The sequence below is a fragment of the Streptomyces sp. SA15 genome (assembly GCF_002291145.1).
Lineage (GTDB): Bacteria > Actinomycetota > Actinomycetes > Streptomycetales > Streptomycetaceae > Streptomyces.
The window spans coordinates 1-23211 of sequence record NZ_NTGE01000163.1 but is presented as its reverse complement, the minus strand read 5'-3'; the positions used below and the strand labels follow the sequence as shown (position 1 = coordinate 23211).

At 69.0% G+C, this 23211-nt stretch carries 18 protein-coding genes; 11 read left to right on the top strand and 7 right to left on the bottom strand.

The features are described from left to right. Nucleotides 1–121: 121 nt before the first annotated feature. Together CLM62_RS35780 and CLM62_RS35775 are read right to left on the bottom strand one after the other, a co-directional pair. Nucleotides 122–1159 carry a LacI family DNA-binding transcriptional regulator gene (locus CLM62_RS35780; RefSeq protein ID WP_095754054.1) on the bottom strand — a complete coding sequence of 346 codons (1038 nt, stop codon included), beginning with the start codon at nucleotides 1157–1159 and terminating at the stop codon, nucleotides 122–124. After that, nucleotides 1156–3615, bottom strand: a complete 2460-nt coding sequence (locus CLM62_RS35775) for a glycoside hydrolase family 2 protein (RefSeq protein ID WP_095754053.1) — start codon at nucleotides 3613–3615, stop codon at nucleotides 1156–1158. The genes CLM62_RS35780 and CLM62_RS35775 overlap by 4 nt, the downstream gene beginning before the upstream one ends. A 153-nt stretch (nucleotides 3616–3768) precedes the next feature. Here CLM62_RS35775 and CLM62_RS35770 point away from each other — a divergent pair, with 153 nt between their 5' ends. Genes CLM62_RS35770 through CLM62_RS35760 form a run of 3 tightly spaced genes read left to right on the top strand, consistent with a single transcriptional unit; the run spans nucleotide 3769 to nucleotide 6871 of the window. Next, nucleotides 3769–5079, top strand: a complete 1311-nt coding sequence (locus CLM62_RS35770) for an ABC transporter substrate-binding protein (protein ID WP_095754117.1) — start codon at nucleotides 3769–3771, stop codon at nucleotides 5077–5079. Then, on the top strand, nucleotides 5079–6044 hold the full coding sequence (locus CLM62_RS35765; protein WP_095754052.1) for a carbohydrate ABC transporter permease: 966 nt from the start codon (nucleotides 5079–5081) through the stop codon (nucleotides 6042–6044). Before CLM62_RS35770 ends, CLM62_RS35765 begins: the two co-directional genes overlap by 1 nt. Then, nucleotides 6041–6871: a carbohydrate ABC transporter permease gene (locus CLM62_RS35760; RefSeq protein WP_095754051.1), complete on the top strand. Its 831-nt coding sequence runs from the start codon at nucleotides 6041–6043 to the stop codon at nucleotides 6869–6871. The genes CLM62_RS35765 and CLM62_RS35760 overlap by 4 nt, the downstream gene beginning before the upstream one ends. Before the next feature lie 13 nt (nucleotides 6872–6884). On the opposite strand, the gene CLM62_RS35755 is transcribed toward CLM62_RS35760, so the two are convergent. From CLM62_RS35755 to CLM62_RS35745, 3 genes are all read right to left on the bottom strand, one after another. Beyond that, on the bottom strand, nucleotides 6885–8189 hold the full coding sequence (locus tag CLM62_RS35755) for a ribonuclease D (protein ID WP_095754050.1): 1305 nt from the start codon (nucleotides 8187–8189) through the stop codon (nucleotides 6885–6887). Nucleotides 8190–8358: 169 nt separating this feature from the next. Next, complete coding sequence (locus tag CLM62_RS35750) at nucleotides 8359–9021, bottom strand: response regulator transcription factor (RefSeq protein WP_095754049.1); 663 nt, start codon at nucleotides 9019–9021, stop codon at nucleotides 8359–8361. Nucleotides 9022–9278: 257 nt separating this feature from the next. Next, the gene (locus CLM62_RS35745; protein WP_095754048.1) at nucleotides 9279–9956 is read right to left on the bottom strand and encodes a DUF3000 domain-containing protein; all 678 of its coding nucleotides are present in this window, start codon (nucleotides 9954–9956) and stop codon (nucleotides 9279–9281) included. 117 nt (nucleotides 9957–10073) lie between these two features. Here CLM62_RS35745 and hemE point away from each other — a divergent pair, with 117 nt between their 5' ends. The 5 genes from hemE to CLM62_RS35720 all read left to right on the top strand — a co-directional run bounded on the left by hemE (nucleotide 10074) and on the right by CLM62_RS35720 (nucleotide 18196). Continuing rightward, nucleotides 10074–11141 (top strand): uroporphyrinogen decarboxylase, encoded by a 1068-nt coding sequence (hemE, locus tag CLM62_RS35740; RefSeq protein WP_095754047.1) that lies wholly within the window; start codon nucleotides 10074–10076, stop codon nucleotides 11139–11141. Nucleotides 11142–11677: 536 nt separating this feature from the next. Continuing rightward, the gene (locus tag CLM62_RS35735; RefSeq protein WP_179382376.1) at nucleotides 11678–12448 is read left to right on the top strand and encodes a caspase domain-containing protein; all 771 of its coding nucleotides are present in this window, start codon (nucleotides 11678–11680) and stop codon (nucleotides 12446–12448) included. Continuing rightward, a complete protein-coding gene (locus CLM62_RS35730) occupies nucleotides 12445–16368 on the top strand; it encodes a hypothetical protein (RefSeq protein WP_143659207.1) in 3924 nt (1307 codons plus the stop codon). The genes CLM62_RS35735 and CLM62_RS35730 overlap by 4 nt, the downstream gene beginning before the upstream one ends. A gap of 81 nt (nucleotides 16369–16449) precedes the next feature. Continuing rightward, nucleotides 16450–17352 (top strand): hypothetical protein, encoded by a 903-nt coding sequence (locus CLM62_RS35725; RefSeq protein ID WP_095754044.1) that lies wholly within the window; start codon nucleotides 16450–16452, stop codon nucleotides 17350–17352. A gap of 133 nt (nucleotides 17353–17485) precedes the next feature. Continuing rightward, nucleotides 17486–18196 (top strand): hypothetical protein, encoded by a 711-nt coding sequence (locus CLM62_RS35720; RefSeq protein ID WP_095754043.1) that lies wholly within the window; start codon nucleotides 17486–17488, stop codon nucleotides 18194–18196. Nucleotides 18197–18310: 114 nt separating this feature from the next. Here the strand turns inward: CLM62_RS35720 and CLM62_RS35715 are convergent, their stop codons facing one another. Beyond that, nucleotides 18311–19237: a ScbA/BarX family gamma-butyrolactone biosynthesis protein gene (locus tag CLM62_RS35715; RefSeq protein WP_095754042.1), complete on the bottom strand. Its 927-nt coding sequence runs from the start codon at nucleotides 19235–19237 to the stop codon at nucleotides 18311–18313. A 124-nt stretch (nucleotides 19238–19361) separates the two neighbouring features. Here CLM62_RS35715 and CLM62_RS35710 point away from each other — a divergent pair, with 124 nt between their 5' ends. Beyond that, nucleotides 19362–19991 carry a ScbR family autoregulator-binding transcription factor gene (locus CLM62_RS35710; RefSeq protein WP_095754116.1) on the top strand — a complete coding sequence of 210 codons (630 nt, stop codon included), beginning with the start codon at nucleotides 19362–19364 and terminating at the stop codon, nucleotides 19989–19991. 208 nt (nucleotides 19992–20199) lie between these two features. Next, nucleotides 20200–20952, top strand: coding sequence for an SDR family NAD(P)-dependent oxidoreductase (locus tag CLM62_RS35705; RefSeq protein WP_373559221.1), 753 nt, complete (start codon nucleotides 20200–20202; stop codon nucleotides 20950–20952). 13 nt (nucleotides 20953–20965) lie between these two features. On the opposite strand, the gene CLM62_RS35700 is transcribed toward CLM62_RS35705, so the two are convergent. Next, a complete protein-coding gene (locus CLM62_RS35700; protein WP_179382375.1) occupies nucleotides 20966–21601 on the bottom strand; it encodes a TetR/AcrR family transcriptional regulator in 636 nt (211 codons plus the stop codon). Between the two features lie 329 nt (nucleotides 21602–21930). Here CLM62_RS35700 and CLM62_RS35695 point away from each other — a divergent pair, with 329 nt between their 5' ends. Beyond that, a complete protein-coding gene (locus CLM62_RS35695; RefSeq protein WP_257004278.1) occupies nucleotides 21931–22725 on the top strand; it encodes a BTAD domain-containing putative transcriptional regulator in 795 nt (264 codons plus the stop codon). Nucleotides 22726–23211 lie beyond the last annotated feature (486 nt).

The window sequence follows — 23211 nt, the reverse complement described above, 5'->3', positions numbered from 1 at the left end:
CTCCAGGTGCGGGATCTGCACTGCTGCGATGCGCTGAGCGCGCGCTCAGAACCCATGCTACTTATGAGTAACGTAGCTGCACAGTCCCCCAGGCCGCCAGCGGTGAAGGTCACACCTGAGATCACACCTTCGGGGGAGCCGTCGAACCCCGTGGGGTCAGTACGGGAGTCGGCACCGGATGCGACCCCGGCCCCTCTCCCGTGATCACCCCGAACAGCGTCCGGGCCGCGTCGGCCCCGAATCCGTGCACGTCGTGGCTCATCGCGGAGAGCGTCGGGTGGGTGAGCCGGCACAGCTGGGAGTCGTCCCAGGCCAGCAGGGAGACGTCGTCCGGCACGCTCAGGCCCATCTCGGCGGCCACCGACAGCCCGGCCACGGCCATGATGTCGTTGTCGTAGACGATCGCCGTCGGCCGGTCCGGCGGCCCGGCTGTGAGCAGTGACCGTGTCGCGCGCGCCCCCGCCTCCCCGGAGTAGTCGGTGGCCACCTGCCAGGCCCCGGCCAGCTCCAGTGCCCGGGCGGCCTCGTCGAAGGCGGCGGTCCGCATGGAGGTGTGCCCGAGGGCCGCCGCGCCCCCGACCCGGGCGATCCGCCGGTGCCCGAGCGCGGCGAGGTAGCGCACCGCCTCCGTCACCGCGGTGGCGTCCTCGGTCCACACGGAGGTGAGGCCGCCGGTCAGCGAGGGGTGCCCTACGGCGACCACCGGCATCCCGAGCCGCTCGACCGCCGCCACCCGGGGGTCGTCCGCGCGGAAGTCGACGAGGATCGACCCGCCGATCTGTCGGCCCCGCCACCACGACTCCTGGAGCCCGACCTCCTCCTCCAGACTCCGTACGAGCCGCAGCAGCAGCGAGCAGGACCGCTCGGTCAGGACGCTCTCCACGCCCGAGATGAACTCCATGTAGAAGGGTTCGAGCCCGAGCAACCGGGCGGGCCGGCAGATCGCCAGTCCCACCACGTCCACGCGCGAGCCGGCCAGCGTCCGGGCGGTCAGGCTCGGCGCCCAGCCCAGTTCTTGCGCGGCCCGGAAGATCCGGTCCCGGGTCGCCTCCGACAGCCCCGGCTTGTGGTTGAAGGCGAGGGAGACCGCCCCCTTGGACACGCCGGCGCGCGCGGCGACGTCCTTGATGGTGACGCGAGGAGCGGAGAGTCCTGTCATCGGTGGGGCTCCATGCAGTACAGGGCTGATCGTGCCGTCTCGGCATCCGGAGTCTGCCAGCCGCGCACCCCGATGGTGACCCGTTCGCCGGGCAGCAGCGTGACGAGCCCCCGGTCGGCCCGCGCCGCCGGATCCAGCCGGTCGGCCTGCAGCAGCAGATCCCGTACGAGGGTGTGGGCCGTCACCTCGATCCCGCCCGGCACGAGCGCGACCTCGAACTCCGGCCGGGGATACGGGATCTCGCGGTCCGGCGCCGAGAAGTGCAGGGCGCGCAGCCCTCCCCCACTCTCGGCTTCTCCCCCACTCTCGGCTTCGCTCGAGCGGGGGGACCCCCATGAGCGGGGGGACCCCCATGAGCGGGGAGACCCCCATGCGTCCGCGACCAGGAACTCCTTCGGCCCGACGGGCTCCAGCTCCCGTGGGACGTCGACATGGGCGACCGCCCGCCCCTCGGTCACCAGCCCCACCCTCGACTCACCGATCACCCCGCCCTCGACGGACATCCGCCGCAGCGTCAGCGTGCCGTTCCAGCTCTCCGCCGCCTGATTGACAGCCGCCAACACCAGCCCTCGCTCCCGGACTTGAAGCGTGAGCAGTCGGTCCGCGTACAGCCGTCGCAGCTCGTGGTAGAGCGGCTTCTCCCGTCCGTCCCCGTCGATCGCCGCCCAGGAGGTCACCGGCCAGCAGTCGTTGAGCTGCCAGACCACCGTGCCCGCGCACACCGGCCAGTGCGACCGCCAGTGCTCGATCCCGGCGGCGACCGCACGGGCCTGGTTGACCTGGGTGAGGTAGTGCCAGCGGTCGAAGTCGCCCTCCGGGAAGGCGAAATGCCGCTCCAGCCCGCGCCGCAGCTTGCCGTTGCCGTCGTCCGCCTTCTGGTGGTGCAGCATCCCGGGGGAGTCCGGCGTGAGCTCCTCACCGGGCAGCGCGCGCCGCAGCGTGGCGTACGCGGGCGGTGCCTGCCAGCCGAACTCGGCGACGAAACGCGGCACTTGGAGCCGGTAGTCGGCGTAGTCCTCCCGGTTCCACACCTCCCACGAGTGGTGCGTGCCGTGCGCCGGATCGTTCGGATGCCGGTTCCAGGACCCCGACCACGGGCTGCCCGCCGTATACGGCCGCGTCGGATCCAACTCGGCCACCACCCGCGGCAGTACGCCCAGGTAGTACCCCTCGCCCCAGGAGTCCCCGGCGAGGCGCGGCTCCCATTCCCAGTCCCGGAACCCCCACAGGTTCTCGTTGTTGCCGTTCCACAGCACCAGCGAGGGATGCGGCATCAGCCGTACGACGTTCTCGCGGGCCTCCGCCTCCACCTCGCCCCGCAGCGGCTGCTCCTCCGGGTAGGCCGCGCATGCGAAGGGGAAGTCCTGCCAGACCAGCAGCCCGAGCTCGTCGCAGGCGTCGTAGAAGTCCTCGCTCTCGTAGATCCCGCCGCCCCAGATCCGCACCAGGTCCACACCGGCGTCGGCCGCCTGCCGCAGCCGCTCGCGGTACCGGTCCCGGCTGATCCGGGACGGGAACACGTCGTCCGGGATCCAGTTCACGCCCCGCGCGAAGAGCCGCTCGCCGTTGACGACGAAGGTGAACCCGCTGCCGTGCGCGTCGGGCCGCCGGTCCAGCTCGACGGTCCTGAAGCCGATCCGGCGCCGCCACGCGTCCAACGCCTGCTCGCCGTGCAGGAGCGCCAACTCGATGTCGTACAGGGGCTGTTCGCCGTACCCGCGCGGCCACCACAACCGCACGTCCGGGACCTCGAGGCGTACGGTCCCGGTCGTCCCGTCGATCTCCGCCCGCGCCCGCACCCCGCCGACCGTCGCCTCCACGGCGAGCGGCGCCTCGACCCTGGTCCGCTCAACCTCGACGGCCAACTCGACCCGCCCCAGGCCGTCTTCCACGGTCACCAGCGGCCGTACGCGCGCGATCCGGGCCGTCGACCACTGCTCCAGCCGCACCGGCCGCCAGATCCCGGCCGTCACCAGGGTCGGCCCCCAGTCCCATCCGAAGGAGCAGGCCATCTTGCGGATGTACTGGTAGGGCTCGGCATAGGCGGCGGGCCGCTCGCCCACCTGCCCGCGTACGGCCTCGGCCTCGGCGTAGGCGGAGACGAACCGCACCGCGAGCCGCCCGCTGAGGCCGGTCACGTCGAAGCGGTACGAGCGGTGCATGTTCCGTGTCCGGCCGAGGACTTGGCCGTCGAGAAGGATCTCGGCCGCGGTGTCGAGGCCGTCGAAGACGAGGTCGGTCTGCTCGTGCCCGTTCGTCTCCGGCAGCTCCGTCTCGTACGTCCATTCCCGCCGCCCCACCCACGCGACCTCGGTCTCGTTGCGGCCGAGAAACGGATCCGGGATCACTCCGGCCGCCAGCAGATCGGTGTGCACGCAGCCCGGCACCACGGCCGGGAGCTCGACCCCCTCGTGCCGCAGGATCCATCCCTCGGTGAGCGGTGTGGCCTGAAGCATGCGGCACTCCCTAAACCGATCAAGTCCAGTTGCTCGGAAACATTTCGGCATCGTTGGCGAGATAGGGACTTTACCGGTTTAGAAAACGTTGTCAGAGTTCGGAACCAGCCAACCCGCAAGTGCTCGTCCGTCCCACGAACGGAGCTGATGCACATGAACCGCCGCACTGTCCTCGCCCTGGCCGCCGGAGCCCTGATGCTCTCGGCGTGCACCGGCACCGGAGGCACCACGAAGGGCGCCGACGCCAAAGCAGCTGACGACCCGTCGAAGGTCAGCGGAGCCATCAAGGTCCTCACCCAGCGCACCGACCTCGTAGCCGACGGCACGATGAAGAAGTACGCCGCCGAGTTCAACAAGACGTATCCGAAGGTCAAGGTCGAGTTCGAGGCCCTCACGAACTACGAGACCGAAGTCAAGATCCGTATGAACACGGAGAACTACGGCGACGTGCTGCTGATCCCCGCGGTCATCAAGAAGGACGACTACCCGAGGTTCTTCGCCTCGCTGGGCACGGAGGCGGAGCGGAGCAAGAAGTACCTGTTCACCGACTACACCACCGTCGACGGCAAGGTCTACGGCCAGAGCCCGATCGGCGTGATCCCCGGATTCCTCTACAACAAGAAGGTCTGGGAGGAGGCCGGGGTCACCCAGTGGCCCGCCACCCCCGCCGAGTTCGTCACGGCCCTGAAGGCGATCAAGTCCAAGACCGACGCGGTCCCGTACTACACCAACTTCGCCGCCCAGTGGCCCCTGTCCCAGTGGACGCAGGTCAATGGCTCGGTGAACTGCGACACCCAGGCCACCACCGAGCTGGCCGAGGGCGACCCCTGGGCCGAGGGCGCCGACCTGCGCGTCGGTGACCAGCTCCTCCACGACATCGTGCGCGAGAAGCTGATCGAGAAGGACCCGACCACGACCAACTGGGAGGAGTCCAAGCCCCGGTTGGCGAAGGGCGAGCTGGCCACGCAGTGGCTCGGAACCTGGGCGATCATCCAGTTCCAGGACGCCGCCCGGAAGGCCGGCGTCAACCCCGCCGACATCGGCTTCATGCCCTTCCCGGCCCAGAAGGACGGAAAGTTCTGCGCGGTCGTCGCGCCCGACTACAACCAGGCCGTCAACGTCCACTCCAAGAACAAGCCGGCGGCCCGCGCCTGGATCGACTGGTTCACCGACAAGTCCGGCTACGACAAGGACAACCTGGCCATCTCGCCGCTCAAGGACGCGCCCCTGCCTCAGGTGCTGAAGCCGTACGAGGACACGGGCGTGAAGCTCATCGAGCTCGACGACGCCCAGGGAGCCCGGGTCAAGCAGATCGACAACCAGTCGGAGATCGGCATCTACGCCCCCGAGTACCGCCAGAACCTCGTCGACCTCGCGCGCGGCGCGAAGCAGGGCGACCTGGACGACTTCTTCGCCGACCTCAGCAAGCGCTGGACCGAGACGCAAGCGACCCTGGGGTCCTGATGACGGACACCACCGAGAAGGCGGCCGTGAAGGCCGCCGCGGGGGCGGCACTCGCCGCCCCCGCCCCGGCCCCCGCGCCCCGCAGGGCGCGCGTCTGGCGCGGAGTCACCCCCTGGCTCTTCCTGATCGCCCCGCTGGCCCTGCTGATCACCTTCACGTACGCGCCGATCGCCAACATGATCGCGTACAGCTTCACCGACTGGGACGGCGTGAGCCCTGAACTGCGCTACACGGGCGCCGAGAACTACACGGAGATCTTCACCAGGGAAGACCTCTTCCGGGTCTTCTTCGTCAGCGGCTACTACCTCGCCGCCTCCGCCGTCCAGATCGTCGCCGCGCTCTACTTCGCGACGATCCTGAGCTTCAACGTCCGCTTCCGGAACTTCTTCAAGGGGGTGCTCTTCTTCCCGTACCTGATCAACGGGGTGGCGATCGGCTTCGTCTTCCTCTACTTCTTCCAGGACGGCGGCACCCTCGACTCGGTGCTGAGCCTGTTCGGCTACCACACGGACCACGCCTGGCTCGGCACCCCGGTCTCCGCCAACACATCCCTCGCCGGCGTCTCGATCTGGCGCTACATGGGCCTGAACTTCGTGCTCTTCCTCGGCGCGATCCAGTCCATCCCGGGGGAGTTGTACGAGGCTGCCGAGTTGGACGGGGCGGGCCGCTGGCACCAGTTCCGCTACATCATCGCGCCCGGCATCAAGCCGGTGCTCACCCTGACGGTGATCCTCTCCATCTCCGGCTCGCTGTCGGTCTTCGAGGTCCCGTACATCATGACCGGCGGGGCGACCGGCACGGAGACCTTCGTGATCCAGACGCTGAACCTGGCCTTCCGGTTCAACAAGACGGGGCTCGCCTCGGCGGCCGCGGTCGTGCTGCTGCTGATCATCCTGGTGGTGACCTGGGTGCAGCGACGCCTCGTCCCCGACTCCGCCGACGACAACAAGATGGGACTCGCATGACGCGCCGTGCGGTAGCCCGAACGTTCGTGTACCTGTCGCTGATCGCCGCGACGCTGGTCGTCCTGCTCCCACTCGGCGTGGTCTTCCTGACCTCCCTCAAGTCCTCGGAGGAGATGGCACAGGGCAGCGGCGCGCTGTCGCTCCCCGACGACCTGCTCAACTTCCACAACTACGTGACGGCGTTCCAGGACGGCCGGATGCTCTCGGCCTTCGGCAACACGGCCCTCATCCTGCTGGTCGCCATCGGCGGCACGGTCCTCATCGGCTCGATGACGGCCTACGCCATCGACCGCTTCACCTTCCGCTTCAAGAAGACGGTGGTCGCGCTCTTCCTGGTCGCCGCACTGGTCCCCGGCGTCACCACCCAGGTGGCGACCTTCCAGATAGTCAACAGCTTCGGCATGTTCGACTCACTCTGGGCGCCGATCGCCCTCTACATGGGCACGGACATCGTCTCGATCTACATCTTCCTGCAGTTCGTACGGTCCATCCCGATCTCCCTGGACGAGTCGGCCCGCCTGGACGGTGCCAACGCCTTCACGATCTACCGGAAGATCATCTTCCCGCTCCTCAAACCGGCGATCGCGACGGTCGTCATCGTGAAGGGGATCACCGTCTACAACGACTTCTACATCCCCTTCCTCTACATGCCCTCCGAGGATCTTGGCGTGATCTCGACGTCCCTGTTCCGCTTCCGGGGTCCGTACGGCGCCCACTGGGAGATCATCTCGGCGGGGGCGGTCCTGGTGATCCTGCCGACGCTGATCGTGTTCCTGAGCCTGCAGAGATTCATCTACAACGGTTTCATGCGAGGTGCGACCAGGTGAGATGCCTTTTGCGTTAGGCGGAGAGCGCGGCCACCAGAACCGAGGTCACCAGCCCAACCTGCCAAGGCCGAGCCCCATACCCCTCAAGCACCGCCCCCACCGACTCCGCACTGACAACGTTGGGCGGCTCCCAGCAAACCCGCCGCACCGTGTCCGGCGTGATCAGATTCTCCTGCGGCATATTGAGTCGCTCGGCCAACGCGGACACCCCCGCCCGCGCAGCCGACAACCGCGCCGCAGCCGCGGGATCCTTGTCGGCCCAAGCCCTCGGCGGCGGCGGCCCGGTCACAGGCTGCCCCGGCTGCGGCAACTGCGCGTCGGTCAGCGCCTTCGCCCGATCCACCGCCGCCTGCCACTGCTCAAGCTGCCGCCGCCCCATCCGATGCCCGAACCCGTTCAACGCGGCCAGCGCGTGCACGTTGGCCGGAAGAGAGAGCGCGGCCTCCACGATGGCCGCGTCCGACAGCACCTTGCCCGGCGACACGTCCCGCCGCTGAGCGATCCGGTCCCGCGTCTGCCACAGCTCGCGCACGACAGCGAGCTGCCGACGCCGACGTACCTTGTGCATCCCCGACGTACGCCGCCACGGATCCTTACGAGGCTCCGGCGGCGGAGCCGAGGCGATCGCGTCGAACTCCTGCTGCGCCCACTCCAGCTTGCCCTGCCGGTCCAGCTCCTTCTCCAGCGCGTCCCGCAGGTCGACGAGCAGCTCCACGTCGAGCGCGGCATAGCGCAGCCAGGGCTCGGGCAGGGGCCGGGTCGACCAGTCGACGGCCGAATGCCCCTTCTCCAGGACGAAGCCCAGGACGCCCTCGACCATCGCGCCGAGGCCCACCCGCGGAAACCCGGCCAGCCGGCCGGCGAGCTCGGTGTCGAACAGGTGCGTGGGCACCATGCCTATCTCGCGCAGACAGGGCAGGTCCTGGGTGGCGGCGTGCAGCACCCACTCCACATCGGACAGCGCCTCACCGAACCCCGAAAGATCGGGGCAGGCGACGGGATCGATCAGCGCGGTCCCGGCCCCCTCGCGACGCAGCTGCACCAGATAGGCGCGCTGGCCGTAGCGGTAGCCGGACGCCCGCTCGGCGTCGACGGCGACGGGGCCCGAGCCGGCCGCGAAGGCGGCGATCACCTCGGCGAGCGCGTCCTCGTCGGCGACCACGGGCGGAATGCCCTCGCGCGGCTCCAGCAAAGGGGTGGGTTCAGGGCCGGGTTCGGAATCAGGCGCCCCCGTAACAGAAGATCCGCCGTCGTCCGGAGGGGCGCCTCCGGTGGTTCGCAGTGAGCTGTCTGCTGCGGTCTCTTGGGCGTCGGTCACATGTCAAGGGTATCTGTGTATGGACAGCGCCCGCCGACGGAACGTTCCGTCGACGGGCGCCTGAGGGTCGCAAACCAGTCAGTTCGGTGAAAGATCCGGTTCACGACGGGATGGTGCACATGGACGAGGATCAGCGGCCGATCCGGTTCACGTGTGTGAAGAGCGGGCGTCAGTGGATGATCCCGGTGCGCAGGGCCACCGCGACCATGCCGGCGCGGTCACCGGTGCCCAGCTTGCGGGCGATGCGGGCGAGGTGGCTCTTGACGGTCAGGGCGGACAGGCCCATCGAGACGCCGATCGCCTTGTTCGACTGGCCCTCCGCGACCAGTCGCAGCACCTCGACCTCGCGGCCGGACAGCTCACGGTAGCCACCCGGGTGACTCGGGGCACCCGGGTGGCGGCGGTGCATACGGGCGGCGGCGGCTCCGATGGGAGCGGCACCCGGTCGGGTGGGGAGCCCGATGTTCGTACGGGTGCCTGTGACGACGTAGCCCTTCACACCGCCGGCGAGGGCGTTGCGCACGGCGCCGATGTCGTCGGCGGCGGACAGGGCGAGCCCGTTGGGCCAGCCCGCAGCGCGGGTCTCCGACAGAAGGGTCAGGCCGGAGCCGTCGGGAAGGTGGACGTCGGCGACGCAGATGTCGCGGGGGTTGCCGATGCGGGGACGAGCCTCCGCGACGGACGAGGCCTCGATGACATCGCGTACACCGAGCGCCCAGAGGTGGCGGGTGACGGTGGAACGGACGCGGGGGTCGGCCACGACCACCATGGCGGTCGGCTTGTTCGGGCGGTAGGCGACCAGGCTTGCGGGCTGCTCGAGGAGAACGGACACCAGGCCTCCTGGGTGGGGGACGGGGCCGGCTTTGGGGATGAAGCCGGGACGAATGGTGCTTTCAAGGTCACAGAGGTCTTCGGCACCAGAGGCGTCCGTCTTTAGGGAATGATCACGATCCAGTGAGTAACAATTCGTGCAATTCGGACACGCGATCGATCATTCGAAGATCGAACGGTTTCGGTCTGCTTCGATATGCGGCTGAAAGTGGCCGTATCGACAAGGGGGTGGCTGTATCGACAAAGGGACCGACAAGCTCAGCGTGACTGCGGCCCCCGGCGCTGCGGCAGCGTCACCACCGACGCGTCGCCCGGCCCGGCCGGCGGCAGGCCCGCGACCTGGGCGAGCAGATCGCACCAGGAGGCCAGGTGCGCCGCCGTGTCCGGAACCTCGCCCAGGCCCTCCCGGGGCGTCCAGGAGGCGCGGATCTCGATCTGTGAGGCGGACGGGCGCTCGGACAGCCCGCCGAAGTAGTGGGAGCTCGCGCGCGTGACGGTGCCGCTCGGCTCGCCGAACGCCAGGCCGCGCGCGGTGAGCGCACCGGTGAGCCACGACCAGCACACGTCGGGCAGCAGCGGGTCGGTCGCCATCTCCGGCTCCAGCTCCGCGCGCACCAGCGTCACCAGCCGGAAGGTGCCCCGCCAGGCGTCGTGCCCGGCCGGGTCGTGCAGCAGCACCAGCCGGCCGTCGGCGAGGTCCTCGTCGCCGTCGACGACCGCGGCCTCCAGGGCGTACGAGAAGGGGGCGAGTCGCTGCGGCGGCCGGGTCGGCTCCACCTCGACCTGAGGCCGCAGCCGCGCGGCTCTCAACGCGTCGACGGCCGCCCGGAAGGCCGGGGGAGCCGTACTGCTCACATGCTCCGCGCCCTCCTCCGTGTCCTTCGCTTCGTCCATTCCGCCAGCGCCGTCCGACAGTCGTCCCTGAGCCGCAGCCATGCGGGGAAGATTAAGCGGAACGGGGCCCCGGCGCAGGGAGGGACACCCGCCTAGCGGTACGCCGCGAGCGGACACCCGTGCCGTCGTTGCCCCCACGCCCGTGCGAGACTTTCCGTCGTGAGTGCCAACGCAAGCCCCACGGGCCAGCAGCCGACAGCGACGTACGAGTCAGCCTTCCTGAAGGCGTGCAGGCGCGAACCCGTGCCGCACACCCCCGTGTGGTTCATGCGGCAGGCCGGGCGCTCGCTGCCGGAGTACCGCAAGGTGCGCGAGGGCATCCCGATGCTCGAGTCCTGCATGCGGCCCGAACTGGTCACCGAGATCACCCTCCAGCCGGTCCGCCGGCACAACGTGGACGCGGCGATCTACTTCAGCGACATCGTCGTCCCGCTCAAGGCCATCGGCATCGACCTCGACATCAAGCCCGGCGTCGGCCCGGTCGTCGAGCACCCGATCCGCACCCGCGCCGACCTGGCGCAGCTGCGCGACCTGACCCCCGAGGACGTCTCCTACGTCACCGAGGCCATCGGCCTGCTGACCCGCGAGCTCGGCCCGACCCCGCTCATCGGTTTCGCGGGCGCGCCCTTCACCCTCGCGAGCTACCTCGTCGAGGGCGGCCCGTCCCGCACGTACGAGAACGCCAAGGCGATGATGTACGGCGACCCCGAACTCTGGGCCGACCTGCTGGACCGCCTCGCGGACATCACGGCCGCGTTCCTGAAGGTGCAGATCGAGGCGGGCGCGAGCGCCGTCCAGCTGTTCGACTCGTGGGTCGGCGCCCTCGCCCCGGCCGACTACCGGCGCTCGGTGATGCCCGCCTCGTCGAAGGTGTTCCAGGCGGTCTCGGGGTACGGCGTCCCGCGCATCCACTTCGGCGTCGGCACCGGCGAGCTGCTGAAGCTGATGGGCGAGGCCGGCGCGGACGTCGTCGGCGTCGACTGGCGCGTCCCGCTGGACGAGGCCGCCCGCCGCGTCGGCCCCGGCAAGGCGCTCCAGGGCAACCTCGACCCGACCGTGCTGTTCGCCACCCGGGAGGCGGTCGAGGCGAAGACGCGGGAGGTTCTGGACGCGGCGGCGGACCTCGAGGGCCATGTCTTCAACCTCGGCCACGGCGTCATGCCGTCCACCGACCCGGACGCGCTGACCCGGCTCGTGGAGTACGTCCACACGCACACCGCCCGCTGAATCACGCCCGTTCACCACGTGTGCCGGGGCCGGGCCCGCCTGCCGAACAGCAGGCCGCGCGGCTCCGGTGCGCGGCCGGAATGGCCATCCGGCCTCGGCGGCGGTGGCGGCGGGTGCCCCGGCGAGCCCCGGCCCGGCCGGCGCTGTGCTCGAAGCCGCCCGCGAGACGCTGAGCCGGGCCACCACGCTCGCGGCCTGGGCGCTGATGTACGCTCCGCTGGCCGTGTGGTGGTGGCCGGCGTTGCCGCTGGCCGCCGCCGTGTATGCCACCGCCTGGCTGCCGATCCGCCTACAGAAGCGGACGAGAGCTCGACACGTTGAGTCCACGTTCCGTGGCCTCGCCGCCGCCGACCCGCGCTATCTCTCCGTGCGTACCCGAGCAAGCAGCTCCGGCGACGGGAGACGGTTCGAGGGCCGGTTCGGCACATGTTCCTCAAAGCGCGACGGGCGTAGCGGGTACGCGCACGTTTCCGCCACGCTCGGTGATGGTTTCTGCCACACTCGAAGCGTGCTGGGCATCACAGGAGGGGTCGAGCATGGTTCTGCGGGCGGTCATCGTCGGCATTGATCGGTACCAGGATGCGGACATCGACAACCTGTCGTTGGCCAGGGCCGACGCGCTGGCTGTCGCGGAGCTGCTTGATCGGCTGCATCCGGCCGAGGTCGATGCCGAGGTGCTCGTGGACGAGGACGTGACCAGACGCAATCTGATGGTTGCGATCGGAGAGAAACTGCCGCGAGTCACATCCGAAGGAGACGTTGTCCTACTGTACTTCGCCGGGCACGGCAGCCCGGAAACCACCGCCACAGTTGACGACGCGGCACGCTATCTCGTTTTGCACGACACCGAGTACGACAGCGTGTTCGCCACCGGGCTGGATATGGAACGGGAGCTTCCCCGGCTGTTCGAACGGATTCACCGCCCCCGGCTCATCCTGATGCTCATCGACGCTTGTTTCAGCGGGCGTGCCGGTGGGCGGACGTTCGAGGGTCCTCGGCTCCGGGCTGAACGCAGTCATGTCCGTGGCCGACGCGTGTCCATGAAAGGGCTCGACCTGGGCGAGGGCCGGCTGATGATCGGCGCGTGCGACGACCACCAGGTCGCGCGTGAGGAGGCAGCCCTTGGACATGGGGTGTTCACCAACTACCTGCTCAAGGGGCCATCGGTGGCCGACGACAGCGAGACCGTCGGGATTCTCCAGCTGTACGAGGAGATCGCAGCGTCGGTCCGGGGACACACCGGCGGACTGCAGACGCCCGTGCTCAATGGCCGGTCCGCGCTCGCCCGGTTCCCCCGTGTGTGGTGAACGTGCGGCACATCGGTGAGTACAACGGGATCTACTTCCTCGAAGGCACCGGCGGAATCGTCGGCGTGTGCGACCGCGCTCACCGCAAGGACGCGGTCGGCTTCGCCGAGGACGGGCTGATCGACCTCGCCAGCCCGCCGCGGCCGACGTCGAAGGTCATCTTTGGTGGCGCGATGCCGAGGGAGGACGGGGCTGCGCCGCACCACATGTACATGCCCGATGGTTTCGGCCGGCGGCTGTACTACGAACCACTTGAACGCGACGACCCGGGTGTGCTGGCCGTCCGACTGACGATCGGCTTGCCGGAGCGTGCGCTCTACCGCGTCCGCTGGGAGACCGTGAGCCGCGACGACGACACGTTCATGCTGGACAACGGAATCTCGGTGACCGTCTCGACGTCCCTGCCCTGGGCGTACCAGGACTCCGTCCTTCAGACCCAGACCGGAGATCAGCCCGGCGAGATCGTCTTCGTGGTGGAGAGCCGGGAACCGCCCAGCCGGGTGCGGGACATCGTGATCGTCGCATGCGAGGGTCACGAGCGGGAGGCGATCATGGTCCGGTCCCGCTGCGGACCGGGGTTCGTGCCGTGTTTCGTCATACCCGCGCAGCAATGGTCCGATCGCGTGGCGACGCCCGTAGAGGTCCTCGTCGGCCCAGGTGCGCCGGATTTCGACCCTCTGCCGGCAGACGCACCGACACTGACCGCACCGGACACGGAAGCGGCGTACGGGCCCGCGCTCGCCCTTGCCGTCGCGCACGGCGCCCGGCTCGTCCTGACGGGTCAGGACAGCGTTATCCGGCTGACGGGCGAGGTATCGCGGGAGTGGGAACTCAGCGAAGTTCTCAACTCTCCGCTCACTGTCTTCGGGACCGGCCGGGAAGTCGTCGTCGGTGAAAGCACGCCGGTTGATCTCCTGGTGTGCCAAGCCGTGGGGTACGCCAGCCTGCAACGGTGCCAGATCGCGTTCATCCCGCCCGTGTCCGGCGATACCGGGACCAGTATGGTCGCGCTCGCCCGCGAATGTGCTGGGGCTGTGCCACCGGAGTTGCGAGAGCTGCACGCGGAGGTGCTGACCGTCTTCACCCGCAGACTGCCCCTGCACCTGACGCCGTTGCCGGACGGGCGACGTTGGATGGACCAGCACATGATCGCCCACCTGCCCGGGCAGATCGCCAGCGTGCTGCTCAGCCGCCCGCTTGAGCCCGCGCCGCGACTACTGTTCGGCGTGGTCTTCGACGCCCTGCACGCGTTCACCGCGACCGAAGGGCATGTGTACCAGGACAAGCTGGCGGACGGCCTGTCCTATCCACTGCTGCTGTCACGCAAGGACGCTCGACGCGAGGTGCTGCAGGAGGTCCTGCACCGGGTCGACGTGGACCTTCTGATGATCATCGCACATGGCGAGGACGATCATTTCGAGGACGCGCGCAATGACCAGATCCCGGACAGCCTGATCCGGACCTGGCAACTGCGTGGCGGGCCGGTGGTGTTCAACAACTCCTGTTCGAGTTGGACAAGTACAGGCGAGGCTTTCCTCGCGGCTGGGGCACGGGCAGTGATCGGGACGCTATGGCCGGTCACCAACGACGTCGCCGCCCGCACCGGCTCGTCCGTCGGCGAGCGGTCTCACGACGAAAACGTCCTGAGTCTCCTGCATCACGCCATGCGCACGGTCGCCGATCCCGAAGCAGCGGCGTATGTCTACGTCGGACTACCGGATACCCGGTTCCTGGCCAGGGCCAGCATTGACGAGGAGGAAACCCTCGCAGTGCTGAACGAGGCGATGGACATGCTCTACCGCTGCCTGAACGAGCTTGCCGAGGAGGGCAAACTCGACGTCGCCATGGCCCTGCACAACGCCTTGGTGCCTGCTTTGCGTGAACGGTTCGGCGCCCTGGTGCGCCCCGGAGAGTTGCCCTTGCACCTGCCGCCTCCGAAGGCCCAGGCGTCCGTGCTGGACATCGACTACGTGCTGGCCAACGCGAGCCTGAGATTCCTGCAGCACGTCCTGCCCATGGTCGCGCCCCAGCGAACTCCCGCTGTCCTGGACCGGATCCGCCACTTCATGCGGACAGCCCACCATGAGCTGACCACGTGGGACGAACGACATCGAGTCCACATGGGCCGGGATGAGGCCAACCGCTCCGAAGCGTCTGGCATTTTGCTCGCCGCACTGTTCACCGGGGAACGAGCACTGCCGGCCGCAGCACTCTTCGCCGACCTCGGTGATACCGACGAGGCGCGGTACTGGATGGATGTCGCAATCCAGCTCATCGGGCCGCCCGGCGACGACACGGTCATCCAACGCATCAGGGACGGCATCCGCGAGGAATACGTCGCGGCGTGGAGCCCGGACGGGAACACGGGACGCCGGTCGACGATCGACTGGCTGGCCCAAGCCGTGGACAAGTCCGTGCTGGCGTACCGGTTCGGCGAAGCCAGGGACAAACTCGGTGACACAAGTCAGGCGATCGCGTTCTACGAGGCCGCGATCGATCTCACTGAAGCCGGCTCGGCAGTCGAGACGCAGGCGCGCGCCCGCCTCCGGATGCTGCGCACGACCGAGGACGGCATCCTCAGCGAGCATGTCACCGCGTTCACGAAGGCGTGCCGCAGCGACAACCTCCACGCGAGCAGCACCGCAGCCGCTGACATGCTGAGATACGCCGCGGACAACCGCAGACCGTTGTCGGACGGGATGGTGCGGCAGGCGCTTGAAATCGACTCGCAACCTGAGAGATCGCACCACTGGGTGAGTCACCGGCTCAGCGTCCTCGGTGCCGCGATGACCTACTTTGCCAGCCAAAAAGACAGTGCCGGCATCGGTGCCGTAATCGATGAGGTCTTCGGCTATGTCGGCGCGTACGAATCGACGGCCGTGGTCCCGCTGAACGAACTGGCAGCGTGGTACTACCAGAACGGCGACTATGCCGCGGCGATCGACATCGGGCTCGACCTTGGCACAAGACTTCGGGACGCCCGCTGTTTCGACTCCGCGGCAAGGATGCTGTGTTTCACAGCCCGGGTGATCCTGCGGGCATACCAAGCCCGGCCAGAGCTGGGGCTGCTAGGGCAGTTCTTCGAGGTGTCGGAGATGATTGGCCGGATCCTCAGTGAACATGTCGATGTCCGCGCCACCATCGGCGACCGGATGTCCGACGTGTTCGCCGAAACCCAGTCGATCTGGCGCCAGATCGCGGACAAGCAAGACCGGCGGCTGGCGTTGCGAGGTTATTCCGCCTACACGCGTTGGCCGGCCGCCCGCAAAACCCCGGAGTGGGAGCTTCTGTCAAAGGCACACCATCCGCGCAACGTCGAGGCCATCCAGGGCCTTGCCGCTTCTGGAAGCCTCACGCGCGAAGCTCACGTGCGAATCACCACGGACTTCACCGTCACCATGACGACCACGACACACCGGCAAGACCACACAGGCCCAGACACCGTGTACGGACTTTGCCCCCTCTACAGCGGCGCCACAGAACTCCGCGGCCCGTCAGCGACGTTCGTCGCCGGGACCGCTGTCTTCCCTCTCCGCCCCCAAGAATCGGTGACGGTCAAGCAAATCGGCGTGCCCGCACTCAACATCGTCAACGGATGGGCCACCTACCACGAGCGATGGGGAAGCCGAACAGTGTCGCACCGGCTACGCATCGACCTCGCACCTGGGCTGATCCCCGCCGGACTCCGGTGTCAACGTCGAGGCGGCGAGCCCGCTGAGGCCACCATCCGGTTCGACGAGGCGGGCTGCCACATCGACGTGCGCGGGGCGTTTCCAGAAGAACCCTGGCTTGCGGACATCACCATGTCCTTCAACAACTCCCCGGAGCTGGGGAGAGCGATCAGCACTCCGAGCCTGCCGTTCACCCAAGAAACGCCGATCGAGCTCTACACCCTTCTCATGTCACGGCCACCTCGTTGACCCGTTGACCCGTTGAGCTTGGCTCCTGGCGGACACTTCCGTCCGGGAGGGGTCCCGGTCTCCGGCCGTAGATTCGCCGGCGTGACGGACGACAGCGGCTGGGCAGGGGACTGGCTCTCGTGGCTTGCCGTCGGCGCGTTCGCCGCGCTCGCGGTGTGCGTGGGCGTGCTGTTGGGGCTTGGCACCCTGCCCAAGTCGCTCCTGGCGGTGGCGCTCGTCGGCTTCACGGTGCCGCTGCTGAGGCGCAGGTGGGCGCACTGGCTTGGCTGCGCAGTGCCGGCCGGTACCGCGGCCTGGGTGCTGCTCATGGTCTGGTTCGCAGCCGGGCCCCGGGACATGCACGACCGACTGCTCGGCATCGGGCTGCCGCAGGCCGGTGACTTCGCGGCCGGGGTGCTGCTGCTGTCGGCCGCGCTGCTCGCCGGCGCCTTCGCGCTGCGGCACGACGCGGACGGCACACGCGCGCGAAGCGGCCTGCGGCGCACGGCGTGGTACGCCGTCTTCGGGGCCGTGACCGCCGCCATGCTGGGCACGGCGTCCCTGGCCGCGGGAGCGGTCGCCGTGGACCGGGTGGCAGAGCGCGTCGCCCACAACGCCTTCGACAGCGTGGCGGGGCCCGCCGGTGTCCCCGCCGACCTGAAGCCGGCCGATCACCATGAGCCGGACTCCGGCGCGTCCGTGCCGGCCGGGTTCGACCGGGCCTGGACCGCGCGGGCGGAAAGGGCCGTGCCACTGCCCGAGGTAGGCCTCGCGGTGCTGTGCGCGTCCACACCGGAGGACCCGGTGCGCGGCCCTGGCTTCACGCGGCTGAGCGCCGTGGACCTCGACACCGGCAAGGGGCACTGGACCGTCAGCATCGACTTGGCCATGTTCCGCTGCGACTTCGTCGTCGACACCGAGCACGACGCGATCGACCTGTCTGTACCGGCTCGATCCGCGTACGCTCCGGGCGGTCGGCACGCCGCTGTTCGAGATGACCGGTGACATGCCGGAGCCCGTGGCCGCCGCAGGTGACTACCTCTTCGTCCGGCTCGGAGAGGACGTGATGGCGCTCCGGTCGTCGTCGCGTACGTAGGGGGCCGGTGCATCGATTCGTGGAAGCAGGAGGAGGAGCGGTATGTCCTGGCTGATCGTCGGGGGTGTGCTGGCGGGCGCGGCGGTCGTGGCGTTCTTGGTGGTCGTCGTGCGCGAGGTCCTGAGGCACGGGACGGAGGAGCCGGCCCTGATCGCACTGTGGCTCGTCGGTACCACGGCGGTGCTCGGCCTGGGGGCGTGGGGGCTGATGCTGCTGCCCCCCGTCAACGATGCGGTCCTAGGCGACAAGCCGCGCGACCTGAGAGACTTCGCGCGCGTCTGTGAGGACGACCACGAGGGCGAGCCATTCCCGCGCGCGGCCTCTTACGAGCCGTCGGCGGGGCCGCATCCGTGGGTGGTGATAGAGGACGGGTGGGACTCGTACTCCTCCACGGGCAAGCAGACGAAAGAGCCGAAGCGGGAAGAGGAACCGGACCCGGGCACAGTGCAGTTGGTGGCGTGCAGGGAGCAGGCCGGGGCGGTGCCGGGCACGGAGATCACCTGTTCGTACAGCCCGAGTGGTGTGGGCCCGGTCACTCAGTCCGTCAAGTTCTCCCAGGGTGTCTACACCGTCGCCGTTGTCGAGGCACGCACCGGCGACCTGGTCAGAAGGGGCACGGTGAAGGGCGACAGCGACGTGGAGTGCTCTCAGTTCACCGCGGAGGGAGAGACGGGGCCCGTCTACACCGATCCTCAGTGGGACGCATACGTGGACCTGCTCGCCGACTTTCAGGCCGACCCGTCCGGCGCCTAGACGCGATGCCGTGACTCTGTTGGTGATGTCGGGACCAAGGCCGCTCACTCTTCGCCCCGAAAGCGACGACGACGCAGACGTGAACTCTGACGGCCTTCTGGGCCAGGGTGAGTACTAGGGCTGGAGGCGGGTCGTCACGGTGCTGGAGAAGACGAGCCGGCCATCCTGGTGAGCGTCGATCTCGACCCGGCCGCACCCGTCGGGGCCGTCGGTGGGGTGGGTGACGCTCCGTGCCGTGACACGGCAGGGCTGGTCCAACTCCACGTACCGCGAGAACGTGGTGTCGAACTCGACCGGCACCACGGGCCGGGGTGCTGCCACGGCCTGCGCGGCCTGGCAAGCCGCCTCGAGCAGCACCATCCCGGGCACGTGGTCGTGCGGGTGGTCGAAGAGGACACCGTGCGAGGTGTCGACGCGTAGTTGCCAGCAGCGCGGCTCGGTCGTGGGGGAGAGCACCACGTCACGTTCGCGGCTGCGGCCCACCAGGGACGCCGGTACGGGCGCGGTGAGGGGGGTCGCCTGCGCGAAGGCATCCTCGGCGTTGGCATACGGGCCGCGCAACCGGTCGTAAATGGCCGGGGGATGGGTGCTGTAGCGCAAGGTGGCCGTGCCCAAGGCCGCGCCGGCGCGCGTCGCCTCCACATGGGAGACCAGATGCACGGTGCCCAGCCGACGCCGTTTCATCTCTCGGTGTGTGATGACCAGTTCGATCTCGGCGGGCTCCGGGCCCACGTGCAGTGCCGTCGGGACGACGGTGGAGCGTATGTGTTCCCACCCGAGCCGGTGGCTCAGCGGTATGTCGTGCACGGTGTGCGTGAGTAGTGCCAGTGCCTGCCGCAGGCTCTCCGTGGCGATCAGCGGGTTGTAGCGATCCCCTTCGACATAGAAGCGGTGATCCTTCGGCCAACGCGCGGTGACCACCTGGCAGTTCTCCGTGAGCGGGCGCCAGCCGGTGAGCAGTGCCTCGTCCTGGACGGACTTGCGTACGAGGGTGCTGCGGGCACCGACCGGGTTGTCGTGTGCGGCCGTCGTGGACGTCATGGCGAGTGTTCCCCAAAGCTCTACGTGCTTGGACCTTGGTGCTGATGAGGTCGTGTCTCTGTCGTGCACAGTAAGGTAAAGAATAAAGTTAACTTTTTTCTGTTTGTTGGACGGCGGGTTGCACATGTCAGGTCGAGTAGTGAAACAGGAGAGGGCGGCGCGGACACGTGCCGCCCTCATCCGCGCGGCGGCCGAGACGTTCGCGGAGTACGGCTTCGCCGGCACGACCGTCTCGCGGATCGCTGAGCGCGCCGATCTGACCCTGGGGGCGATGTACTTCCACTTCAAGTCCAAGGAAGAGCTGGCGCGCCTGATTGTCACGAGCCAGCCGGAGCTTGTGGTTCCGCCGTTTGACTCGCAGGGGTTGCAGCACGCCATCGACGTGACGCTGACATGGGCCTACCAGCTGCTCGACAACCCGGTGCTACAGGCCGGCGCGCGCCTGGTGATGGACCAGGAGCACTTCATCGACACGAGTGTGAACTCTCACCAGCAGTGGACGGACATCCTGCTGCACGACTTCCAGCAAGCCCGGCGCCGCCGGGAGCTGCGGGCCGACGTGGACATCGAGGCCTATGCCCAGCTGGTCGTCAGTGCCTGTACGGGGGCCCAGATCCATGCCCAGCTGGAGACATCGCACCGGGATCTGCCCGGGCGCGTCGAGGAGATGTGGCGATGTCTGCTGCCTGCGGTCGCGGTGCCCAGCGTGGCCAAGAAGCTGCTGTTCGGCGAGGAGCGGGGGAGGGCGTCCTGAGGAACCGGACGAAGGCGGTCCGGGGGAAGAGGGAAGGCGCCGGGGGCTGCCGATGCGCGGCGTCCCCTTTTGTTGTTCTTGGTTGGCACGCCGTTCTCCTCATGGCTGCCCGGGCGCTACGGGCAGGGGAAGCGGCGCGGTTACGGTTCGGGGACCGGACGGCGGCAACGCACGCGAAGGGATTGATGGGGTGGAATCCGCACTCGGCCTGCTCGAGGGCAGGACTGTCATGATCACGGGGGCGTCCAGTGGCATAGGCGAGGCGGCTGCCAGACTGTTCGCCGCGCAGGGGGCGGCGGTGGTGCTCATGGCGCGGCGCAAGGACAGGTTGCACAGCCTGGCCGAGGAGATCGAGGCCACCGGAGGCCGGGCCCTGGTGACGGCAGGGGACGTGACCACGGCCGGGGATGTGGAGCGGGCCGTGGTCGCGGCGGTCGGCACGTTCGGCCGGCTGGACGCGGCCTTCAACAACGCCGGTTGGGGCAGCATGGGCACCCCGTTGCACGAGACGGACGACGCCGTCTTCGAGCAGATCATGGACGTGAACGTACGCGGCGTGTGGAACTGCCTCAAGCAGCAGGTCCCGGTGATGCTGGGCCAGGGCGCCGGCGCGATCGTCAACACCTGCAGCACGGCAGGGTCGTTCGCGACCGGAGCCATCGCCCCCTACGTGGCGGCCAAGCACGCGGTCCTGGGGCTGACCAGGGCGGCTGCCGCCGAGTACGGCGAGCGCGGCATCCGCGTCAACGCCCTCATGGTGGGCAGCACACGCACCGAGCTGCTGGAGACGGCCATCGAGCGGACCCCCGGGCTGGAGCAGGCCGCCACCGCCCGGGCCATCCAGCACCGTCTCGCCGATCCCGTGGAAGTGGCCCGGACGGCGGCCTGGCTCTGCAGCGACCAGGCCTCCTTCATCACGGGAGCCGGGGTGCCCGTGGACGGGGGATGCAGCGCTGTGTGAGCGGTGGCGCCGGTCAGGGCGGGCCCGGCCGGGAAGCGGAGGGCTCGGCCGTGTCGCTGCCTGCGCCGGGGTCCGGCAGCTGGGGCAGGATCTGCCGCCAGATACGGGCGAGCATGACGGCGTTGCTGTCGTGCACGTCGGGGCAGCAGCGGTGGCGCATGGTCGCCTCCACCCCGGACACCAGATGCACCGCGAGGGCTGTCAGTGCCGTCGGGTCCGTTTCCGGCCAGGGTCCGGCGCTGACCGGCTCCTGCAACCGCTTACTGATCAGCGGTGCCCACAGGCTCTGCCAGTCGTGCCGGACGCCGGACGCTTCCCGTGCCAGGCGTGCCGCGGCCCGCACCGAGACGTTGTTCTCCAGCAGTTCCACGAGGGCCAGGGTGAGGGAAGCGACGTACTGCAGGGGAGGTTCCTTGCTGGTGGCCGTGCCGGCGACAAGCGCGCGGGTGGCGGCGTCGCCCTGCTCCCTGACGGCCGTCGCCAGGTCCTCCTTCGAGGCGAAATGAAAGGTCAGCGCCCCCAGCGAGATCCCCGCGGCTCGGGCGATCCCGGCGAGCGACGCTCCCGCGTACCCGAGGCGGTCGAACTCTTCCGCAGCCGCTGTCAACAAGGCACGGCGCGTGCGACCGGCTCTCTCCTGCTTTGCCATGAACCTTCCTCGACGGTGACCCGGCCCGGAATGTACCCCCAGGGCAACGCCGGGCGTCGACGGCCTCCTCATGCGGCTTGCGCCGAAAGGCGCCTGCGAGCTGCGTAGTTGCTGCTCGCGGCGGCGAGGGCCGCACTGTGAGATTAGCCCTCGTTGACGGAGACCAGTACTCTGAAAAACAAAAAAAATACTATTATTGATCTAGGGTGACGGGTAGTGCTTGAGCCGAGGTGAGGGAAGCACCCGCTGAAGTGCTGCGAACGGCATCGAAAGTGACCTGAGTTGGGAGGGGCAACGACATGGAGCTGAGGAAGCTCGGGGAAGTGGCCGTGCGAGAAGGGACTGTGCCCATCTGCCCGGCCGAGGTACCGACCAGGCAGGTGCTCGCTCTTCTGACGGCAGCAGCCGACCGCGTCGTGCCGGCGTACGCCGTCGCCGAGGAACTATGGCCGCAGGGCGTGCCGGATCATGCCCAGGACGCGCTGGAACACCACATCGGCCGACTGCGCGCGGTCGTCAACGCGGCTTTGCAAGCGGCAGGCAGCGAGCGGACGGCAGAGGACGTCCTGGCCTCGGTGCCCGGTGGCTACCGGCTGGACACCAGCGGCGGCTCCAGCGACCTCAGGGGGTTCGAGCGGCTGACCGGAGCCGGGTACCGGGCCATGGAGGCGGGGGACCTGCACCTTGCGAGCCAGCGGCTGCGCGAGGCACTCGCTCTGTGGACCGGAGCCCCGCTCTCCGGCGTCCCCCACGGACCCCAACTGAGCGCCCACGCGGCTCGGCTCACCTGCTCCTGGCAGCGTGCCGTGGACCGGTGGATCGACGCGGAACTCAGGCTCGGGCGCTGGCGGGAACTCTGTGCCGACCTGGCGCAGGCGCTCACCCGCTACTGCCCCGCGACGCTGCTGTACGCGCAACTGAAGGCGGACCTGGACCGCATGGGCCAGGATCGCGACGTCATCCGGGACTACCTGCGCAGGCGCCGCGAGATGCGGACGGTGTCCGCCCGGTCCGCACCGGGCCGTGTCCCGGTACAGCAGGGCCCCGAGCGGCAGGCGCACTGCACGGTCCTCGAACTCGGCACGCTGCCACGTATTCCGCTCGGCGACCTGCAAAGCGCCTGACGTACGACGGGCACGGGCGCGGGACCGGGCATGGCGGGCCGGGCGAGCCTGCCGCGTACCGTCCCAGCCGAACATGCCGCGATCGCGAACGCGACGACACACGGCGCGACGAGGTCCGCCGTGCGGTGGTGCGTGATCGCCGCCCCGCTTCCGCGACGGACGGCGAAGCGCCAGGGCGTGAAGCCGAGATGCTTGCACCTGCCATACCAGTACGAGGGCCTGTGCCCGGCACGCCGAGAGCACGCACCTACGCGGACATCAGCCTCCCCCACTCTCGGCTTCGCTCGAGCGGGGGGACCCCCACCGCGGCGGGCGCGCGGCCCGCCCTCCGGGCGGACGACGGGAATTTGACGACAGGGCTAGGGCCTGTCCGGCGGATCAGGTCGCAGGAAAGCGGCGGCGCCCAATCAACGCAGGTGAGCGGGGCCTGGTGCGTCGAGCTGCAAGGCGGAGGAGGGCGTCGACGCGGAGCGTCGGCAACCGACG

Excerpts from the sequence above, each read along its gene's own strand:
- CLM62_RS35780 (WP_095754054.1), bottom strand. The coding sequence starts at position 1,159 with ATGACAGGACTCTCCGCTCCTCGCGTCACCATCAAGGACGTCGCCGCG.
- CLM62_RS35775 (WP_095754053.1), bottom strand. The coding sequence starts at position 3,615 with ATGCTTCAGGCCACACCGCTCACCGAGGGATGGATCCTGCGGCACGAG.
- CLM62_RS35770 (WP_095754117.1), top strand. The coding sequence starts at position 3,769 with ATGAACCGCCGCACTGTCCTCGCCCTGGCCGCCGGAGCCCTGATGCTC.
- CLM62_RS35765 (WP_095754052.1), top strand. The coding sequence starts at position 5,079 with ATGACGGACACCACCGAGAAGGCGGCCGTGAAGGCCGCCGCGGGGGCG.
- CLM62_RS35760 (WP_095754051.1), top strand. The coding sequence starts at position 6,041 with ATGACGCGCCGTGCGGTAGCCCGAACGTTCGTGTACCTGTCGCTGATC.
- CLM62_RS35745 (WP_095754048.1), bottom strand. The coding sequence starts at position 9,956 with ATGGCTGCGGCTCAGGGACGACTGTCGGACGGCGCTGGCGGAATGGAC.
- CLM62_RS35735 (WP_179382376.1), top strand. The coding sequence starts at position 11,678 with ATGGTTCTGCGGGCGGTCATCGTCGGCATTGATCGGTACCAGGATGCG.
- CLM62_RS35720 (WP_095754043.1), top strand. The coding sequence starts at position 17,486 with ATGTCCTGGCTGATCGTCGGGGGTGTGCTGGCGGGCGCGGCGGTCGTG.
- CLM62_RS35715 (WP_095754042.1), bottom strand. The coding sequence starts at position 19,237 with ATGACGTCCACGACGGCCGCACACGACAACCCGGTCGGTGCCCGCAGC.
- CLM62_RS35710 (WP_095754116.1), top strand. The coding sequence starts at position 19,362 with ATGTCAGGTCGAGTAGTGAAACAGGAGAGGGCGGCGCGGACACGTGCC.
- CLM62_RS35700 (WP_179382375.1), bottom strand. The coding sequence starts at position 21,601 with ATGGCAAAGCAGGAGAGAGCCGGTCGCACGCGCCGTGCCTTGTTGACA.